The organism is Croceibacterium salegens, assembly GCF_009827435.1.
In the GTDB taxonomy this organism is placed as follows: Bacteria; Pseudomonadota; Alphaproteobacteria; order Sphingomonadales; family Sphingomonadaceae; genus Croceibacterium_B; species Croceibacterium_B salegens.
Map to the genome: position 1 here is coordinate 1 of NZ_WTYM01000020.1, position 15,244 is coordinate 15,244.

Annotated in this window: 20 protein-coding genes and 1 tRNA gene; 18 read left to right on the top strand and 3 right to left on the bottom strand. The window is 65.0% G+C overall.

What is annotated here, in order from left to right; genetic code table 11:
* The 16 genes from infB to grxD form a co-directional block, all read left to right on the top strand.
* A partial coding sequence (infB, locus tag GRI89_RS00160; RefSeq protein ID WP_159791256.1) for a translation initiation factor IF-2 occupies positions 1–2,398 on the top strand: 2,398 nt, incomplete at its 5' end.
* Between the two features lie 143 nt (positions 2,399–2,541).
* A complete protein-coding gene (locus tag GRI89_RS00165; protein ID WP_159791257.1) occupies positions 2,542–3,072 on the top strand; it encodes a DUF1697 domain-containing protein in 531 nt (176 codons plus the stop codon).
* Between the two features lie 19 nt (positions 3,073–3,091).
* Complete coding sequence (rbfA, locus tag GRI89_RS00170; RefSeq protein ID WP_159791258.1) at positions 3,092–3,487, top strand: 30S ribosome-binding factor RbfA; 396 nt, start codon at positions 3,092–3,094, stop codon at positions 3,485–3,487.
* Between the two features lie 76 nt (positions 3,488–3,563).
* Positions 3,564–3,938 (top strand): hypothetical protein, encoded by a 375-nt coding sequence (locus GRI89_RS00175; protein ID WP_159791259.1) that lies wholly within the window; start codon positions 3,564–3,566, stop codon positions 3,936–3,938.
* A 29-nt stretch (positions 3,939–3,967) separates the two neighbouring features.
* Positions 3,968–4,546: a thymidine kinase gene (locus tag GRI89_RS00180; protein WP_159791260.1), complete on the top strand. Its 579-nt coding sequence runs from the start codon at positions 3,968–3,970 to the stop codon at positions 4,544–4,546.
* A gap of 24 nt (positions 4,547–4,570) precedes the next feature.
* Positions 4,571–5,290, top strand: a complete 720-nt coding sequence (locus GRI89_RS00185; protein WP_159791261.1) for a site-2 protease family protein — start codon at positions 4,571–4,573, stop codon at positions 5,288–5,290.
* Positions 5,291–5,357: 67 nt separating this feature from the next.
* Entirely contained in the window at positions 5,358–5,858 is a 501-nt protein-coding gene (locus tag GRI89_RS00190) for a DUF2239 family protein (RefSeq protein WP_159791262.1), read from the top strand.
* Entirely contained in the window at positions 5,846–6,847 is a 1,002-nt protein-coding gene (truB, locus tag GRI89_RS00195; protein ID WP_407924955.1) for a tRNA pseudouridine(55) synthase TruB, read from the top strand. Before GRI89_RS00190 ends, truB begins: the two co-directional genes overlap by 13 nt.
* Before the next feature lie 5 nt (positions 6,848–6,852).
* Complete coding sequence (gene rpsO / locus GRI89_RS00200; RefSeq protein WP_159791263.1) at positions 6,853–7,122, top strand: 30S ribosomal protein S15; 270 nt, start codon at positions 6,853–6,855, stop codon at positions 7,120–7,122.
* Between the two features lie 226 nt (positions 7,123–7,348).
* On the top strand, positions 7,349–9,685 hold the full coding sequence (gene pnp / locus GRI89_RS00205) for a polyribonucleotide nucleotidyltransferase (protein WP_159791264.1): 2,337 nt from the start codon (positions 7,349–7,351) through the stop codon (positions 9,683–9,685).
* A 130-nt stretch (positions 9,686–9,815) separates the two neighbouring features.
* The gene (locus GRI89_RS00210; protein WP_328597999.1) at positions 9,816–10,307 is read left to right on the top strand and encodes a DNA-deoxyinosine glycosylase; all 492 of its coding nucleotides are present in this window, start codon (positions 9,816–9,818) and stop codon (positions 10,305–10,307) included.
* Positions 10,308–10,346: 39 nt separating this feature from the next.
* A complete protein-coding gene (locus GRI89_RS00215; RefSeq protein WP_159791265.1) occupies positions 10,347–10,508 on the top strand; it encodes an LPXTG cell wall anchor domain-containing protein in 162 nt (53 codons plus the stop codon).
* Positions 10,508–11,110: a 3-isopropylmalate dehydratase small subunit gene (gene leuD, locus GRI89_RS00220; protein WP_159791266.1), complete on the top strand. Its 603-nt coding sequence runs from the start codon at positions 10,508–10,510 to the stop codon at positions 11,108–11,110. Before GRI89_RS00215 ends, leuD begins: the two co-directional genes overlap by 1 nt.
* 54 nt (positions 11,111–11,164) lie before the next feature.
* Positions 11,165–11,488 (top strand): DUF1476 domain-containing protein, encoded by a 324-nt coding sequence (locus GRI89_RS00225; protein WP_159791267.1) that lies wholly within the window; start codon positions 11,165–11,167, stop codon positions 11,486–11,488.
* Between the two features lie 8 nt (positions 11,489–11,496).
* Positions 11,497–11,730: a BolA family protein gene (locus tag GRI89_RS00230; RefSeq protein ID WP_159791268.1), complete on the top strand. Its 234-nt coding sequence runs from the start codon at positions 11,497–11,499 to the stop codon at positions 11,728–11,730.
* Positions 11,731–11,766: 36 nt separating this feature from the next.
* Positions 11,767–12,096, top strand: coding sequence for a Grx4 family monothiol glutaredoxin (grxD, locus tag GRI89_RS00235; protein WP_159791269.1), 330 nt, complete (start codon positions 11,767–11,769; stop codon positions 12,094–12,096).
* A gap of 573 nt (positions 12,097–12,669) precedes the next feature.
* Here grxD and GRI89_RS00240 read toward each other — a convergent pair.
* Positions 12,670–12,746, bottom strand: a tRNA-Arg gene (locus GRI89_RS00240).
* A 57-nt stretch (positions 12,747–12,803) separates the two neighbouring features.
* Here GRI89_RS00240 and GRI89_RS00245 point away from each other — a divergent pair.
* Positions 12,804–13,538 (top strand): queuosine precursor transporter, encoded by a 735-nt coding sequence (locus GRI89_RS00245; protein ID WP_159791270.1) that lies wholly within the window; start codon positions 12,804–12,806, stop codon positions 13,536–13,538.
* Positions 13,539–13,562: 24 nt separating this feature from the next.
* Here the strand turns inward: GRI89_RS00245 and GRI89_RS00250 are convergent, their stop codons facing one another.
* On the bottom strand, positions 13,563–13,775 hold the full coding sequence (locus GRI89_RS00250) for a PspC domain-containing protein (RefSeq protein WP_159791271.1): 213 nt from the start codon (positions 13,773–13,775) through the stop codon (positions 13,563–13,565).
* Positions 13,772–13,900 carry a hypothetical protein gene (locus tag GRI89_RS18145; protein ID WP_268891711.1) on the bottom strand — a complete coding sequence of 43 codons (129 nt, stop codon included), beginning with the start codon at positions 13,898–13,900 and terminating at the stop codon, positions 13,772–13,774. The genes GRI89_RS00250 and GRI89_RS18145 overlap by 4 nt, the downstream gene beginning before the upstream one ends.
* Positions 13,901–14,126: 226 nt before the next feature.
* Between GRI89_RS18145 and recF the strand changes: the two genes are divergently transcribed.
* A complete protein-coding gene (recF, locus tag GRI89_RS00255; protein ID WP_159791272.1) occupies positions 14,127–15,215 on the top strand; it encodes a DNA replication/repair protein RecF in 1,089 nt (362 codons plus the stop codon).
* Positions 15,216–15,244: the final 29 nt, after the last annotated feature.

Sequence of the window (15,244 nt, forward strand, 5' to 3'; positions counted from 1 at the left end):
CGCCCCCACGCCCGCGCCGGTCGCCGCACCCGCGCCCGCACCGGCCCCCGAGCCGAAGAAGGCTCCGCCCAAGAAGGCTCCTTCCGCAGCCGCCGAAACGCCGCAAGAGCGGGTCGCCCGCCTGCAGCGCGAGGCCGAGGAAGAACGCCTCCGCCTGGCCGAGGAAGCGCGCAAGCGTGAAGAGGAAGAGGCTCGCAAGGCCGCCAGCGACGAAAAGCGCCGCGCCGAGGTGAACCGCAAGGCCGAAGCGGAAGCGGAAGCGGAAGCCGAAGCGCAAGCCGCAGAGGCTGCCGAAGTCGAGCCCGCGCCTGTGGCCGAGGCCGAAGCGCCTACCGAAGGCGAAGCGAGCGAAGCCGAGGCTCCGGCCGATGGCGCCACTCCGGCCCCGCGCCGCTTCACGCCCGTCGCCCGGCCCGAGGTCAAGCGGCCCGAGCCCAAGAAGCGCGAAGACAAGAAGGCGGCGAAGACCGAAACACGCGGCGGCGGCGCCGATCGCGGCGACAAGCGCCGCGGCGGCAAGCTCTCGGTCAAGACCGCTTTCAACGACGACGAGGGCGCCCGCGCCCGTTCGCTCGCCGCGCTCAAGCGCGCCCGCGAAAAGGAACGCCGCCTGCACGGCGGAAGCTCCAACAAGCCGCGCGAGAAGCAGGTCCGCGACGTCGTGGTGCCGGAAGCGATCACCGTCCAGGAGCTGGCCAACCGCATGGCCGAAAAGGGCGCCGACTTGGTGAAGGCGCTGTTCAACATGGGCATGATGGTCACCGTCAACCAGACGATCGACCAGGACACCGCCGAGCTGCTGGTCGAGGAATTCGGCCACAACATCCAGCGCGTGTCGGAGAGCGACGTCGACATCGACAGCTCGACCGATACCGATCCGGAAGAGACCCTGCAGCCGCGCCCGCCGGTCGTCACGATCATGGGCCACGTCGATCACGGCAAGACCAGCCTGCTCGACGCACTGCGCGGAACCGACGTGGTCAAGGGCGAAGCCGGCGGCATCACCCAGCACATCGGCGCCTACCAGATCACCACCAAGGACAAGAAGAAGATCACCTTCCTCGACACCCCGGGCCACGAGGCGTTCACGCAAATGCGCGCCCGCGGCGCCAACGTGACCGACATCGTGATCCTGGTGGTGGCCGGCGACGATGCGATCATGCCGCAGACGATCGAGGCCATCAATCACACCAAGGCCGCCGGCGTGCCGATGATCGTTGCGATCACCAAGGCCGACAAGCCGGAATACAACGCCCAGAAGGTGCGCGAGCGCCTGCTCGAACACGAAGTCATCGTCGAGGCGATGAGCGGCGACGTGCAGGATGTCGAAGTCTCGGCCAAGACCAAGGCCGGGCTCGACGAACTGATCGACAAGATCGAGCTCCAGGCCGAACTGCTCGAACTCAAGGCCAACCCCGATCGCGACGCCGAGGCGACCGTGATCGAGGCGCAGCTCGACAAGGGCCGTGGGCCGGTCGCCACCGTGCTCGTCACCCGCGGTACGCTCAAGCGCGGCGACACCTTCGTCGTCGGTACCGAGAGCGGCCGTGTGCGCGCGCTGGTCGACGACAAGGGCAAGCAGGTCAAGGAAGCCGGTCCGGCCTTCCCGGTCGAGGTCCTCGGCCTCGGCGGTGTGCCGCAGGCGGGCGACCAGCTTACGGTCGTCGAGAACGAACAGCGCGCTCGCGAAGTCGCGGCCTATCGCCAGGAAAAGGCGACCGAAAAGCGCACCGCGCTCGCCCCGACCAACTTCGACACCATGTTCGCCGGCCTGACCAACGACGTGAAGGAATTCCCGGTCGTGGTGAAGGCGGACGTGCAGGGCTCGGCCGAAGCGATCGTGACCGCGCTGCACAACCTCTCGAACGACGAGATCAAGGTCCGCGTGCTGCACTCGGGCGTCGGCGCCATCACCGAAAGCGACGTGACGCTCGCCGCCGCCAGCGGCGCGCCGATCATCGGCTTCAACGTGCGTCCGAACCCCAAGGCGCGCGAACTGGTCGAGCGCAACAAGACGCGCATGATGTACTACGACGTGATCTATCACCTGACCGAGGAAATCGGGAAGGAGATGGCCGGCGTGCTCGGGCCGCTGCGCATCGAGAACGTCGTCGGACGCGCCGAGGTCAAGCAGGTCTTCCCGGCGGGCAAGCGCGACAAGGCGGCGGGCCTGCTCGTCACCGAAGGTTCGATCCGCAAAGCCCTGTTCGCCCGTCTCACGCGCGACGACGTCATCGTATCGGCGACCACCATCGCCTCGCTACGGCGCTTCAAGGACGACGTGGACGAAGTCCGCGCCGGCCTCGAATGCGGCGTCGTGCTGGCCGACACCAACGACATCAAGGCGGGCGACATGCTCGAGGTGTTCGAGGTCGAGGAACGCGAACGGACGCTGTGATCGTCTCCCCTCCCGTAAACGGGAGGGGTCGGGGGTGGGCATGGGCCGGCGACGGCCACCCCGCTGCGACTAGGCCCCCCGGAGCAAGTCCGGGGTGCCAAGTCTCGCTGCCCCTCCCGCTTGCGGGAGGGGGTGGAGTTTGAATGACCCGCTACGTCGCCCTGCTCGGTTCGATCAACGTCGGTGGCAACCGGCTCAAGATGGCCGACCTGCGCGAGGCGCTCGAGCGCGAGGATTTCGAGAACGTCGAGACCGTGGTGGCGAGCGGCAACGTGCTGTTCGACCATGACGAGCGCCCGAGCGACGGATTGGGCGAGAAGATCGCCTACGTCGTGAGGGACCGCTTCGGCTTCGACACCTTCGCCGCGGTGCGCAGCCGCGACGAACTCGCCGCCTCGATTTCCGGCAACCCTTTCGCCGAGGACGGCGAGCCCAAGCAGGTGCACACACTGTTCCTCGCCGAGCCGTTCGACACCAAAGCATTCGAGGATTTCGCCGCGGGCTATGCCGGTCCCGAGCGGCTCGCTTGCGCCGTGCGCGAGATCTTCGTCGATTTCTGCGGCGGGGTGGCGGATTCCAAGCTCGGCCAGGCGATGAGCAAGGCCAGGGTCGGCGGGCGCGCCACCGCTCGCAACATTAACTCGCTGCGGCGGATACTGGACAAGATGGGCTGAGCGCCCCACCTGTGCGCCCATGGCCCGCAACCCGTCCACTCCCGAACAGCAATCGGTCCGCGTCCTCAAGGTCGGCGAGCGGGTGCGGCACATCCTGTCGGAGCTGCTCGCCCGCGGCGAGGCTCACGACGAGACGCTGACCGCGCACGCCGTTTCGGTCACCGAGGTCCGCATGACCCCCGACCTGCGCAACGCCAGCGCCTACGTGAAGCCGTTGCTCGGCGAGGACGAGGCGGCAGTGCTCAAGGCGCTGCGCACCAACACCGCCTTCTTCCAGCGCGAGGTCGCCAAGCGCCTCGGCCTCAAGTTCGCGCCCAAGCTGCAGTTCAAGCCCGACGAGAGCTTCGACGAAGCCGACCGGATCGAACGCCTGCTCGACGATCCTCGCGTGGCCCGCGATCTCGACGGGGATTGAAGGCAGCAATTCAGAGCCTGTTCACGGCATGTGGCGATGATGGTATCTTTCGCCGACATTCGACCGGAGACATGCAATGAAGATCCTTCTCGCATTCGCCACTCTCGTTCTTGCCGCGCCTCTTGCAGCGCAGCCACTGGCGGGAGTTTCCGATGACGAGACGGTGATCAGGGCCGGCGTCATCAAAGAATTCCATCGTGGCAACGGCGATGTGATGTTCGTCCGGGATCGCGAAAACAACTGGTTCCGTCTCGGTCTCAACGACGGCTGCCTGAGGGGCTTCGATTACATCAGCCAGGCCTATTTCGAGGCCGACGTGAACGGGCAGATCGATAAGTCCTCGACGATCAAGGTATCGAATGGAACTCTGCGGACATGCGCGATAAATTCGATCCGCAAATCGGTCGCCCCGCCGCAGGTGGATTCGCACAGCCCGATCACGCTCGACTGATCAAACGCCCGGCGCTAGCTGGGGCGCCGATGGCGAAACTCTATTTTTACTACGCGAGCATGAACGCGGGGAAATCGACCACCCTGCTGCAGGCCGACTTCAACTATCGCGAGCGCGGCATGGCGACCATGCTGTGGACCGCCGCGCTCGACAACCGCAGCGAGGGACTGCCAATCGCCAGCCGCATCGGCCTCGAAGCGGACGCACGGCGCTTCACCCCGGGGACCAACCTTTACCGCGAAACGATGGTGCAGCACGAGGAGGCGCCGCTTGCCTGCGTGCTGATCGACGAGGCGCAATTCCTCATGGCCGACCAGGTCTGGCAATGCGCGCGGCTGGCCGACGAGGCTGGCGTTCCGGTGCTCTGCTACGGCCTGAGGGCCGACTTCCGTGGCGACCTGTTCCCCGGTTCGGCGGTGCTGCTCGGGATCGCCGATCACCTCGTCGAGCTCAAGGCGGTTTGCCACTGCGGCAGCAAGGCAACGATGAACCTGCGCGTCGACGAAAGCGGCAAGGGAGTGCGGCAAGGCGCGCAGACCGAAATCGGCGGCAACGACCGCTACGTGGCGCTGTGCCGGAAACATTTCCGCGAGGCGCTGGCGGGGTGACCGCATGCTCCTTATCTAGCGGAAATGAACGAAACTCTCTTCACAGCACTCGCTCTTATTCCGGCGCTGGTCTTCGCCATTGTCTTCCACGAAGTGGCGCACGGCTGGATGGCGCTGGCGCTGGGCGACCCTACGGCGAAGGAACGCCGCCGCCTTAGCCTCAACCCGCTGCGCCACGTCGATCCGTTCGGCACGGTGATCCTGCCCGGCCTCCTCGCGCTGTCGGGTGCGCCGGTGTTCGGCTGGGCCAAGCCGGTGCCGGTCACGAAGGAGCGGCTCAACAACCCGCACTTCGGGATGATGGCGGTGGCGGCGGCCGGACCGGGCACCAACCTGATCCTGGCAGCCGTGGCCGCAATCGTGCTTGGTCTGGTGGTACCTGCGGGTGGCCATCTCGGGGCCTCGGAGACCGGGATGCCGATGATCGTCTGTGGCGACAATTCCCCGGCGCTGTTCGCCAGCGGGATGTTCTTCTTCATCCTGATCAACGTCTTCCTGGCGATTTTCAACCTGCTGCCGTTCCCACCGTTCGACGGCTCGCACATCGTCGAGGGCCTGCTGCCCGAGCGCCTCGCCCGTGCTTACGAGCGGTTGCGGCCTTATGGCCTGCTGCTGTTCTTCGCCCTCGTCGCGATAAGCTGGTTCGCCCCGCAGGTCGGCCTGCTCGAAAATACCATCGGTGGGCCGGTCGACTGGGCCATTACCAAGTACCTCACACTCGCCCAGTCGATTGCCGGACGATAATTTTACCCGGGCGATATTGACTCCTTTCCACCCGGGTAATAATGGGTCCGGCGAAAGGACGAACGGCATGACGTTGACGGCATTCTACAAGGGCGCGGTGCTCAGGCGCGGGAGCGAAGCGGAAATTGCCGCGGCGATGCACGCCGTCCCTCCGCCGGAGCGTGCGTCGGACCTCCTGGCCTTCGACGACGAGACCGGGCGGCAAGTCGATGTCGACCTGCGCGCGGTGGCGGACAACACCCGCCCGCGAGGTCGCCCGGCATTGGGTGTGGTGGCCAAGGAAGTCACTCTCCTGCCGCGCCACTGGGATTGGCTCGCCAGCCAGCGTGGCGGCGCCTCGGCCTCGCTACGCAAGCTTGTGGAGACGGCGATGAAGCAAGGACGCCTGGCGGCCCAATGCCACGATGCCGCCTTTCGCTTCCTCACCGTCATGGCCGGCGACCTGCCGAAATTCGAGGACGCGGTGCGCGAAATCTATGCCGGCAACCCGGTCGGCTACGATCACTTCGCCCATGACTGGCCCGAGGCGATCCGGCTGCACGGCCGCGAACTGGCATTCCCCGCGTGACCACAGCTCCCAACGGGTGGATCGTCCTCGACAAGCCGCGCGGCCTCGGCTCGACCCAGGCGGTGGCCGCGGTGAAGCGCAACCTGCGCGAAGGCGGATACCCAAAGACCAAGATCGGCCACGGCGGCACGCTCGACCCGGAAGCAGAGGGCGTCCTGCCGATCGCGCTCGGCGAGGCGACCAAGCTCGCTGGGCGGATGCTCGATTCCGACAAGACCTACGTCTTCACCGTTGAATTCGGCAGCGAGACCGATACGCTCGATGCCGAAGGCCAAGTGATTGCGACCAGCGACCGCCGCCCGCCGCTGGCTGCAGTCGAAGCGATCCTCGAACACTTCACCGGCCCGATCGAACAGGTCCCGCCGAAGTATTCCGCGCTCAAGATCGATGGCCGCCGTGCCTATGACCTCGCCCGCTCCGGGGAGGACGTGAACCTCGAGACCCGCAGCGTGACCATCCACTCGTTTTCGGTTCTTGGAGACGAGGGTTCGCATAAGCCGCTCGAATCCTCCTTCGCCAACACAGCGGGCCGTCCCGACCCGTTCGACCCCAGTGCCCCGCTCGAACTCGCCGATGCGGTCACGCTTGTCGCAAATGTCTCCAAGGGCACCTACATCCGCTCCCTCGCACGGGATATCGCACACGCTCTTGGAACCGTCGGGCACGTGATCTACTTACGGCGCACCAAGGCCGGGCCGTTCACCGAGAATCAAGCGATTTCGCTGGACAAACTGAACGCAATCGGTAAGGGCGCGCGCCTTGAAGACATACTCCTGCCGCTTGAGGCGGGGCTGGACGGTATCCCGGCCCTCTCCCTCGACCCGGAAAGCGTGCAGGCGGTCCGACAGGGCCGTGTCGTTTCCGGATTGCCCCAACCCGATGGGCTCCATCTCGCCAAGGACCGAAATGTCCCCGTGGCGCTGGTAGAGGTTTCGGACGGGACGGCGAAGGTCGTCAGGGGTTTCAACCTGCCCGATACCGCGGAGTAATATGAATGTCGGTTACCGCCGAAAAGAAGCAAGAGATCATCAAGGACAACGCCCAGGCCAAGGGCGACACCGGATCTCCCGAAGTCCAGGTCGCGATCCTCACCGAGCGCATCCGCAACCTGACCGATCACTTCAAGGATCACCACAAGGACAACCATTCGCGTCGCGGCCTCCTGATGATGGTCAACAAGCGCCGCAGCCTGCTCGCCTACCTCAAGAAGAAGGACGTCGAGCGCTACAACGCACTGATCCAGAAGCTTGGGCTTCGTAAGTAAGAATTTTGCGGAGCGGCCCCTCGCGGGCCGCTTCTTGCATCTGGAAGGATCGCACGAAAATTGGAACCCGGCATTCGGGTTCGCGATCCGACCCAAACAGGCATCCTTCACAATTCGGTGAAGGGGCCCTGGGGCTAAGAAAGGCCCCGCACCGGACCGGGACGGAATACCCGGCACTGAGGCCCCGCCCGGCAATACGGCCCGGCGGGTTCACGAAGGAAAAATAATGTTCGACACGAAAACCGTATCGCTGGAGTGGGGCGGCAAGACCCTCACTCTGGAAACCGGGCGTATTGCCCGCCAGGCCGATGGCGCCGTGCTGGCGACCTATGGCGAAACCGTAGTGCTGTGCGCCGTCACGGCCGCCAAGTCGGTGAAGGAAGGCCAGGACTTCTTCCCGCTCACCGTCCACTACCAGGAAAAGTTCTCTGCCGCCGGGCGCATCCCGGGCGGCTTCTTCAAGCGTGAACGCGGTGCGACCGAGAAGGAAACGCTCACCAGCCGCCTGATCGACCGCCCGATCCGCCCGCTGTTCCCGGAAGGGTTCTACAACGAGATCAACGTGATCTGCCAGGTCCTGTCGTATGACGGCGAGACCGAGGCCGATATCGTCGCGATGGTCGCCGCCTCTGCGGCCCTGACCATTTCCGGCGTGCCCTTCATGGGCCCGATCGGCGGCTGCCGCGTCGGCTTCGTCGATGGCGAATACGTCCTCAACCCGAAGCAGACCACTGCGCTGGAAGAAGGCCGCCTCGACCTCGTCGTCGCCGCCACCCAGGACGCGGTGATGATGGTCGAATCCGAAGCCAAGGAACTGACCGAAGAAGAGATGCTCGGCGCGGTCATGTTCGCGCATGACGCCTGCAAGGACGTCGTCGGCGCGATCATCAAGCTGGCCGAAAAGGCTGCGAAGGATCCGTGGGAACTGACCGTTTCCGACAATTCGGAAATGAAGGCCGAGATCAAGAAGCTGATCGGCGACGACGTTGCCGCGGCCTACAAGCTGACCGACAAGTCGGCCCGCTCGGAAGCTCTCAACGCCGCCCGCGCCAAGGTCAAGGAACACTATGCCCAGGCCGATGGCCAGACCAGCATGACCGCCAACAAGCTGACCAAGAAGATCGAGGCGGACATCGTCCGCACCGCGATCCTCAAGGACGGCGCCCGCATCGACGGCCGCAAGCTCGACCAGGTCCGCCCGATCGAATCGATCGTCGGCTTCCTGCCGCGCACCCACGGTTCGGCGCTGTTCACCCGCGGCGAGACGCAGGCGATCTGCACCACCACGCTGGGCACCAAGGACAGCGAGCAGATGATCGACGGGCTGGAGGGTCTCTCCTACTCGAACTTCATGCTGCACTATAACTTCCCGCCCTACTCGGTCGGTGAAGTCGGCCGTTTCGGCGCCCCCGGGCGTCGCGAGATCGGCCACGGCAAGCTGGCATGGCGCGCGCTGCACCCGGTGCTGCCGAAGCATGACGACTTCCCCTACACCATCCGCATCCTGTCCGACATCACCGAGTCCAACGGCTCGAGCTCGATGGCGACCGTGTGCGGCGGCTGCCTGTCGATGATGGACGCCGGCGTTCCGATCGAGCGCCCGGTTTCCGGTATCGCCATGGGCCTGATCCTCGAAGGCAAGGACTTTGCGGTCCTCTCCGACATCCTCGGCGACGAGGATCACCTCGGCGACATGGACTTCAAGGTGGCCGGCACCGAAGCGGGCATCACCAGCCTGCAGATGGACATCAAGATCGCCGGGATCACCAAGGAAATCATGGCCAAGGCGCTCGAGCAGGCAAAGGGCGGCCGCGCCCATATCCTGGGCGAGATGACCAAGGCGCTAGGTTCTGCCCGTTCCGAGCTCTCGGCCCACGCCCCGCGCATCGAGACCATGCAGATCGACAAGTCGAAGATCCGCGACGTCATCGGCACCGGCGGCAAGGTGATCCGCGAGATCGTCGCCGAGACCGGCGCGAAGGTCGACATCGACGACGAAGGCGTGATCAAGATCTCGTCTTCGGACCTCAGCCAGATCGAAGCCGCGCGCAAGTGGATCGAAGGCATCGTCGAGGAAGCCGAAGTCGGCAAGATCTACACCGGCAAGGTCGTCAACATCGTCGACTTCGGTGCGTTCGTGAACTTCATGGGTGGCAAGGACGGCCTCGTCCACGTCTCCGAAATGAAGAACGAGCGGGTCGAAAAGCCGACGGACGTCGTATCGGAAGGCCAGGAAGTCAAGGTCAAGGTCCTCGAGATCGATCCGCGCGGCAAGGTCCGCCTGTCGATGCGCGTCGTCGACCAGGAAACCGGCGAGGAGCTGGAGGACACCCGTCCGCCGCGCGAACCGCGTGGTGATCGCGGCGACCGTGGTGACCGTGGCCCGCGTCGTGATGGCGGTGGGCGCGGCGACCGCGGTGACCGCGGAGATCGTGGCCCGCGCCGCGACCGTGGCGACCGCGGACCCAGGAACGATCGTGGCCGTGACCGCGACGACCGTGGTCCCAAGTCGGAAGGGGGCGACCCCGACCACATGCCGGCGTTCCTCAAGGACGACGACTGAAATTGAGGGAGACCCCGCGTACCGATCGGTTCGCGGGGTTTTCTTTCTCCGAGTTGGAGAGGAGGGCCGCGGGCAATGCACCCGCGGCCCGATTTTTTGGCTCAAGGCGAACCTGCGGTAAGCCGGTCGCGTGACCCGCAAGTCCTCTTTCGCCCCGGTCGTCGCGCTAAACACGCGCGTGCTGATCCTCGGCAGCTTGCCGGGCGAGCGGTCGCTGGCCGAGGGCCGATATTACGCACATCCGCAGAACCGCTTCTGGCGGCTCGTAGGTGAGGTGATCGGCCGCGATCTTGAAGCGCTCGATTACGAAGCGCGGCTCGAAACGCTGCTCCGCAACCGCATTGGCCTGTGGGACACCGTCGCCTCGGCGACACGCGAGGGCAGTCTCGATGCTGCACTCCGCGAGGTGCAGCATAATTCGCTGGCCGACCTCGTCGCCACGTTGCCCGAACTGCGAGCCGTGGCGTTCAACGGGGCGACTTCGGCAAAGATCGGGCGGGCGCTGCTGGCGGGGACGGACTTGGCGCTGCTCCCTCTGCCCTCCTCCAGCCCCGCCTACGCCGCCATGCCGTTCGCCGAGAAACTCAGGCTGTGGCGTGCAATAGGTGAATTCATCGCCTGACCCCTTGCTTCGCGCCTTGCCGCACCCCACTAACCGGCCATGACCAAGCGCATTCCTACTGGCGGCAAGGCGGCGATCGCCGGTGCTATCGGCTCGGCCGCCATTGCCGCCGCGATGCTCTACGCCTCGCGCCGCAAGAAGAAGAACGAGCCGACCCAGCCGGGCCCGATCCCCTCGGGCGAGCCGCCGGAGACCGATTGATGAAAGCCGTCAAGCAGGTCGAAGGCCGCGCCTATCCGCTGGGCCGCAAGAACGTCGACACCGACCTCATAATCCCCGCCGCCTTCCTCAAGACGGTGACGCGCGAGGGGCTCGGCAAAGGCGCCTTCCAGGCGGTGCGGGCCGAACCGGGCAACGTGTTCGACGATCCCGAATATGCCGGCGCGCCGATCATCGTCGCTGGCGACAATTTCGGTTGCGGATCAAGCCGCGAGCACGCCGCCTGGGCCCTGCTCGACATGGGCGTGACAGCGGTTATCGCCCCGAGCTTCTCCGACATCTTCGCCGGCAATGCTTATAAGAACGGCATCGTCACCGTGGTCCTGCCGCAGGACGCAATCGACCGGCTGATGGAAGTCGCGGTCACCGACCCGATTACCATCGATCTCGAAACCCAGACCGTGACCACGCCGTTTCAGGACCGCTGGAGCTTCGAGATGGACCCGTTTCGCAAGCACTGCCTGGTCGAAGGCAAGGACGATGTGGACATCACGCTGCAAAGCGCCGATGCCATCGAAGCCTACGAACAGCACCAGAAGGGCGAATTGCCCTGGGTGGCGCGCGGAACGGGCCTTGCGGCCTGACCGGCGCTGGGGCTAACGCGAATTCGATACAGCTTACCGGGGAAGGTATCTCAAATGACCGATTTCAGCGACCGCGAGAAGGGCGAGGAACGCAAGTTCGCGATGGACGAGGAAACCGCGTTCCGCGTCGCGGCGCGGCGCAACAAGTTGCTCGGCCAGTGGGCCGCGGACAAGATGGGCCTGACGCCCGAAGAGACCGACGCCTATGCCAAGGAAGTGGTCCAGGCCGATTTCGAGGAAGCCGGTGACGAGGACGTCATCCGCAAGGTGTTCGGCGACCTGACCAGCGCCGGCTGCGAGATCGACGAAGCCGAAGTGCGCTCCATGCTCGAGGAAAAGGCCGTCGAGGCGCGTCGCCAGCTGATGAGCGAGAGCTAGGCCTCGCCATGGCGATGCCTGCGGCGGAAATCGAGGCCCTGATCAAGGCTGCCCTGCCCGATGCCCGGGTCGAGATCCGCGACCTCGCGGGCGATGGCGACCACTTCGCCGCACACGTCGTCAGCGAGGCGTTCGTCGGCAAGAGCCGGGTGATGCAGCACAAGATGGTCTACAGCGCGCTCGGTGGCCGCATGGGCGGCGAACTGCACGCCTTGCAACTGACCACGGCCGTCCCCAACTGAGTTCGCGTAAGAGCCAAATCCCGGGGTCAAGTTTTCATGTCCGATACCAACCAACGCATTTCCCAGATCGTCCAGGGCAACGACGTCGTCCTGTTCATGAAGGGCACTCCCCTGTTTCCGCAATGCGGCTTCTCGAGCCGTGCGGTAGCGATCCTCGACCACTGCGGCGTCGCCTACGACAGCGTCGACGTGCTGCAGGACATGGAGATCCGCCAGGGCATTAAGTCGTTCTCCGACTGGCCGACCATCCCGCAGCTCTACGTAAAGGGCGAATTCGTCGGCGGCAGCGACATCATGATGGAGATGTACGAAGCCGGCGAACTGCAGGCGCTGCTGCAGGAAAAGGCGGTCGCCAAGGCCTCTTGATCGTTTCGAGCGGCCATCCGGCCGCTCGTCCTCGCTGGACGGGCAGCAAGCTGCCCCGCCGCGGGCGCGCGTTCGCGCTTTGGCTGCCGCGACCAGGAAAACATGTAGCGGAACAGTGTGAAACGGTCCGCGACCAGTGGACCGCAAGGCCGAACGGCCGCCCGCAGGTGCCCCGCAGCCGAAGGCGAAGGGAACGGCACCGAGGTTGCGCGCGCGGAGGCGCGTGCGAAAGACAAGAGTCCCGATCTCGGCGCTCTTCCCAGCGATGTAGTGATTACCCAATCTTCGGGGAGGCGGGACCTGGAGACTAGGGGGGACCGTAACAGAGGCCCCGCCTCGTTCGAAGACTTGGTTGGGTATCCTTCCTGTTGCACACCCCGTGCCAGTTTTGTCGAACCGCGCATTCCTGCGGGAGACGATGGTTGGCGAAACCTTAACGCACCCCCCACCTGTCAAGAATCCCGACAAATGGTCGTTAACAATCGAACCGCGCGCCGCCTGCTGTTGTTAAGCAAAGCTCTTGTCCAACCCGCGCTCAAGAAGCTCAAAGGGCGGTAGCGCAGAAAAAGGGAGTGGCGCGCCCGGCAGGACTCGAACCTGCGGCCCCAAGCTTAGAAGGCTCGTGCTCTATCCAGCTGAGCTACGGGCGCGTGGCGGGCGGCATAGCGTGCTTTGACTGGGAAAGGAATCGCGTTACGAATGCCATCATGACGGGGGACAGGCAGCGGCTTGAGGGACAGGCGCTCGCGCGGGCGAATTTCCGCTATTACGAATACATCATGGCCGCGTTCGTCGCGATCCTGCTGTTATCCAACATAATCGGCGCTTCGAAACCGAGCTACATCCCGCTGCCGGGCGGCGAACAGTGGTCGTTCGGGGCTGGCGTGCTGTTCTTCCCGGTGAGCTACATCATCGGCGACGTGCTGACCGAGGTCTATGGCTATGCCCACGCCCGCCGGGTGATCTGGACCGGCTTTGCGGCGCTGGTCTTCATGGCCTTCATGGCTACGGTGGTGGTTGCGCTGCCGCCAGCAAAGGACTGGCCGGGGCAGGATGCCTACGAATTCGTTTTCGGCAATTCGTGGCGCATCGTGCTCGCCTCGATGACTGCGTTCTGGGCGGGCGAGTTCGCCAATTCATTCGTGCTGGCGAAGATGAAGATCTGGACCGGAGGCAAGTACCTGTGGACCCGGACGATTGGTTCGACGGTGGTTGGGCAGGGGCTCGACAGCCTGATTTTCTATCCGCTGGCCTTTTATGGCCTGGCCGGGTGGCCGATCGAGCAGCTCTGGCAGGTGGTCATCTCGCAGTGGATCATCAAGACCGCGTGGGAGGCGGTGCTGACCCCGGTGACCTACCTGGTGGTCAATTTCCTGAAGCGGCGCGAGGGGGTCGAAGCCTTCGACTCCGGCACCGACTTCTCCCCCTTCGCGAAGGCCTGAACCCCGCGAAGGGGTGCTGACGGATCAGTCCGCCAGCAACCCGATCGCGAAGTAGATCGGAATGAGAAGTCCAACTCCGGCGATCGCACCGATCACGAAGATCAGGCGCCATGCCAGGGGGTCCATTCCGAAGGAGTTGGCCAGCCCGGAGCAAACGCCCATCAGCTTGCCGTTGTCCTTGTCGAGCCGGAACCCGGTCGACGGGGTCTTGCCGCCGTTGTGCACGACCTGGCTCATGCCACCATTCCCGAGACGATCTGCGTCGAGGGCATGTAGAAGTAAGCAGTGAGCAGGAACGTGGTCATGCCCATGGCCGCGAAAAGGCTGGCGGCCTTGCTGGCGAAAGTCGAGAAAGCAGTCATTGTAAGTCTCCAGTTTGAACTCTTCGGGGGACCTTTCCGCCCGATGAACAACATACTGCATAAGCCGTGCCAAATTGAGAATACCGTGTATTTTCAATGTCATTTAGCACATTAGAGATTCATTGATTATCAATAAATCCACACGAATGGTGTTTTTCACCAACTTATGGTTCGGGAATTTTGCCGTGGCGCGAAAAATCGACCTCGCCTAACCCCGGAGCCGCAAATGGCGCTCGACCGGATCACCCTTTCCAACGTTCGCAACCACGCCGAGACCCGTCTCGACGGTACGGCGCGGCTCAACCTGTTGGTCGGCGAAAACGGTGCTGGGAAGACCAACGTCCTCGAAGCGCTGTCGCTGCTCGCGCCGGGCCGCGGGCTGCGTCGCGCCGCGCTGCAAGACATCGCCGCCGCCACCGGCGACGGCAGCTTTGCGCTGAGCGCGACGCTGACGACAGGGGATGCGGGCGAGCCGGTCATGCTCGGTACCGGCACCCAGTCCGACCGGCCCGGACGGCGGCTGGTCCAGGTCAACGGTGCGGATTCGAGCGCCATTGCACTGGGGGAATGGCTGGCGGTGGGCTGGCTGACCCCGGCCATGGACGGCCTGTTCGCCGACAGCGCGAGCGCACGGCGACGCTACATGGACCGCCTCGCTGTGGCACTCGATCCTGCACATGCGCGCCATGCCAGTCGCTACGAAGCGGCGCTGCGCGAACGCAACCGCCTGCTTTCGGGTGAACAGGAGCCCGATCCGACCTGGCTCGGCTCGATCGAAACGCAGCTTGCCGAACACGGCGCCGCCCTCGCTGCCGGGCGCGCCGCGCTGGTCGAGCGGCTGACGCTCGAGTTGGACACGCTGCCCGACCAGCCCTTCGCACGTCCGCTCCTCACCTATTCAGCCGGCGGGCCGTTGGCGCGCGAGGAGTTGATCGAGGAGCTAGCCCGACATCGCAGCCGCGACCGCGCAGCGCAGCGCACACTTACCGGCCCACACCGCGACGACCTTGAAGTGGTCATGGCGGGGAAACAGGCCCTCGCAGCGACCTGCTCGACCGGCGAGCAGAAGGCCATGCTGATTGCCCTGACGCTGGCCCATGCCGGCCTCGCGTCGAAAGGGCGCCCGGGCGTGCTTTTGCTCGACGAGGTAGCCGCGCACCTCGACCCCGTCCGGCGCGAAGCATTGTTTGACCGTTTGCGCGAGGGCGCCGCCCAAGTCTGGCTGACCGGCACCGAACGCACCCCGTTCGAGGCGATCCTCGGAGAAGCGGCAACGTGGCGGGTCAGCAGAGGGGCCGTGGAGCGCCTCACCTAGAAATTCGTCATTGCGAGGGGCGAAGCCCC

What these genes read in the sequence shown, in the direction of transcription:
- GRI89_RS00165 (WP_159791257.1), top strand. Translation starts at nt 2,542, where the DNA reads ATGACCCGCTACGTCGCCCTGCTCGGTTCGATCAACGTCGGTGGCAAC.
- rbfA (WP_159791258.1), top strand. Translation starts at nt 3,092, where the DNA reads ATGGCCCGCAACCCGTCCACTCCCGAACAGCAATCGGTCCGCGTCCTC.
- GRI89_RS00175 (WP_159791259.1), top strand. Translation starts at nt 3,564, where the DNA reads ATGAAGATCCTTCTCGCATTCGCCACTCTCGTTCTTGCCGCGCCTCTT.
- GRI89_RS00180 (WP_159791260.1), top strand. Translation starts at nt 3,968, where the DNA reads ATGGCGAAACTCTATTTTTACTACGCGAGCATGAACGCGGGGAAATCG.
- GRI89_RS00185 (WP_159791261.1), top strand. Translation starts at nt 4,571, where the DNA reads ATGAACGAAACTCTCTTCACAGCACTCGCTCTTATTCCGGCGCTGGTC.
- GRI89_RS00190 (WP_159791262.1), top strand. Translation starts at nt 5,358, where the DNA reads ATGACGTTGACGGCATTCTACAAGGGCGCGGTGCTCAGGCGCGGGAGC.
- rpsO (WP_159791263.1), top strand. Translation starts at nt 6,853, where the DNA reads ATGTCGGTTACCGCCGAAAAGAAGCAAGAGATCATCAAGGACAACGCC.
- pnp (WP_159791264.1), top strand. Translation starts at nt 7,349, where the DNA reads ATGTTCGACACGAAAACCGTATCGCTGGAGTGGGGCGGCAAGACCCTC.
- GRI89_RS00215 (WP_159791265.1), top strand. Translation starts at nt 10,347, where the DNA reads ATGACCAAGCGCATTCCTACTGGCGGCAAGGCGGCGATCGCCGGTGCT.
- leuD (WP_159791266.1), top strand. Translation starts at nt 10,508, where the DNA reads ATGAAAGCCGTCAAGCAGGTCGAAGGCCGCGCCTATCCGCTGGGCCGC.
- GRI89_RS00225 (WP_159791267.1), top strand. Translation starts at nt 11,165, where the DNA reads ATGACCGATTTCAGCGACCGCGAGAAGGGCGAGGAACGCAAGTTCGCG.
- GRI89_RS00230 (WP_159791268.1), top strand. Translation starts at nt 11,497, where the DNA reads ATGGCGATGCCTGCGGCGGAAATCGAGGCCCTGATCAAGGCTGCCCTG.
- grxD (WP_159791269.1), top strand. Translation starts at nt 11,767, where the DNA reads ATGTCCGATACCAACCAACGCATTTCCCAGATCGTCCAGGGCAACGAC.
- GRI89_RS00245 (WP_159791270.1), top strand. Translation starts at nt 12,804, where the DNA reads ATGACGGGGGACAGGCAGCGGCTTGAGGGACAGGCGCTCGCGCGGGCG.
- GRI89_RS00250 (WP_159791271.1), bottom strand. Translation starts at nt 13,775, where the DNA reads ATGAGCCAGGTCGTGCACAACGGCGGCAAGACCCCGTCGACCGGGTTC.
- GRI89_RS18145 (WP_268891711.1), bottom strand. Translation starts at nt 13,900, where the DNA reads ATGACTGCTTTCTCGACTTTCGCCAGCAAGGCCGCCAGCCTTTTCGCG.
- recF (WP_159791272.1), top strand. Translation starts at nt 14,127, where the DNA reads ATGGCGCTCGACCGGATCACCCTTTCCAACGTTCGCAACCACGCCGAG.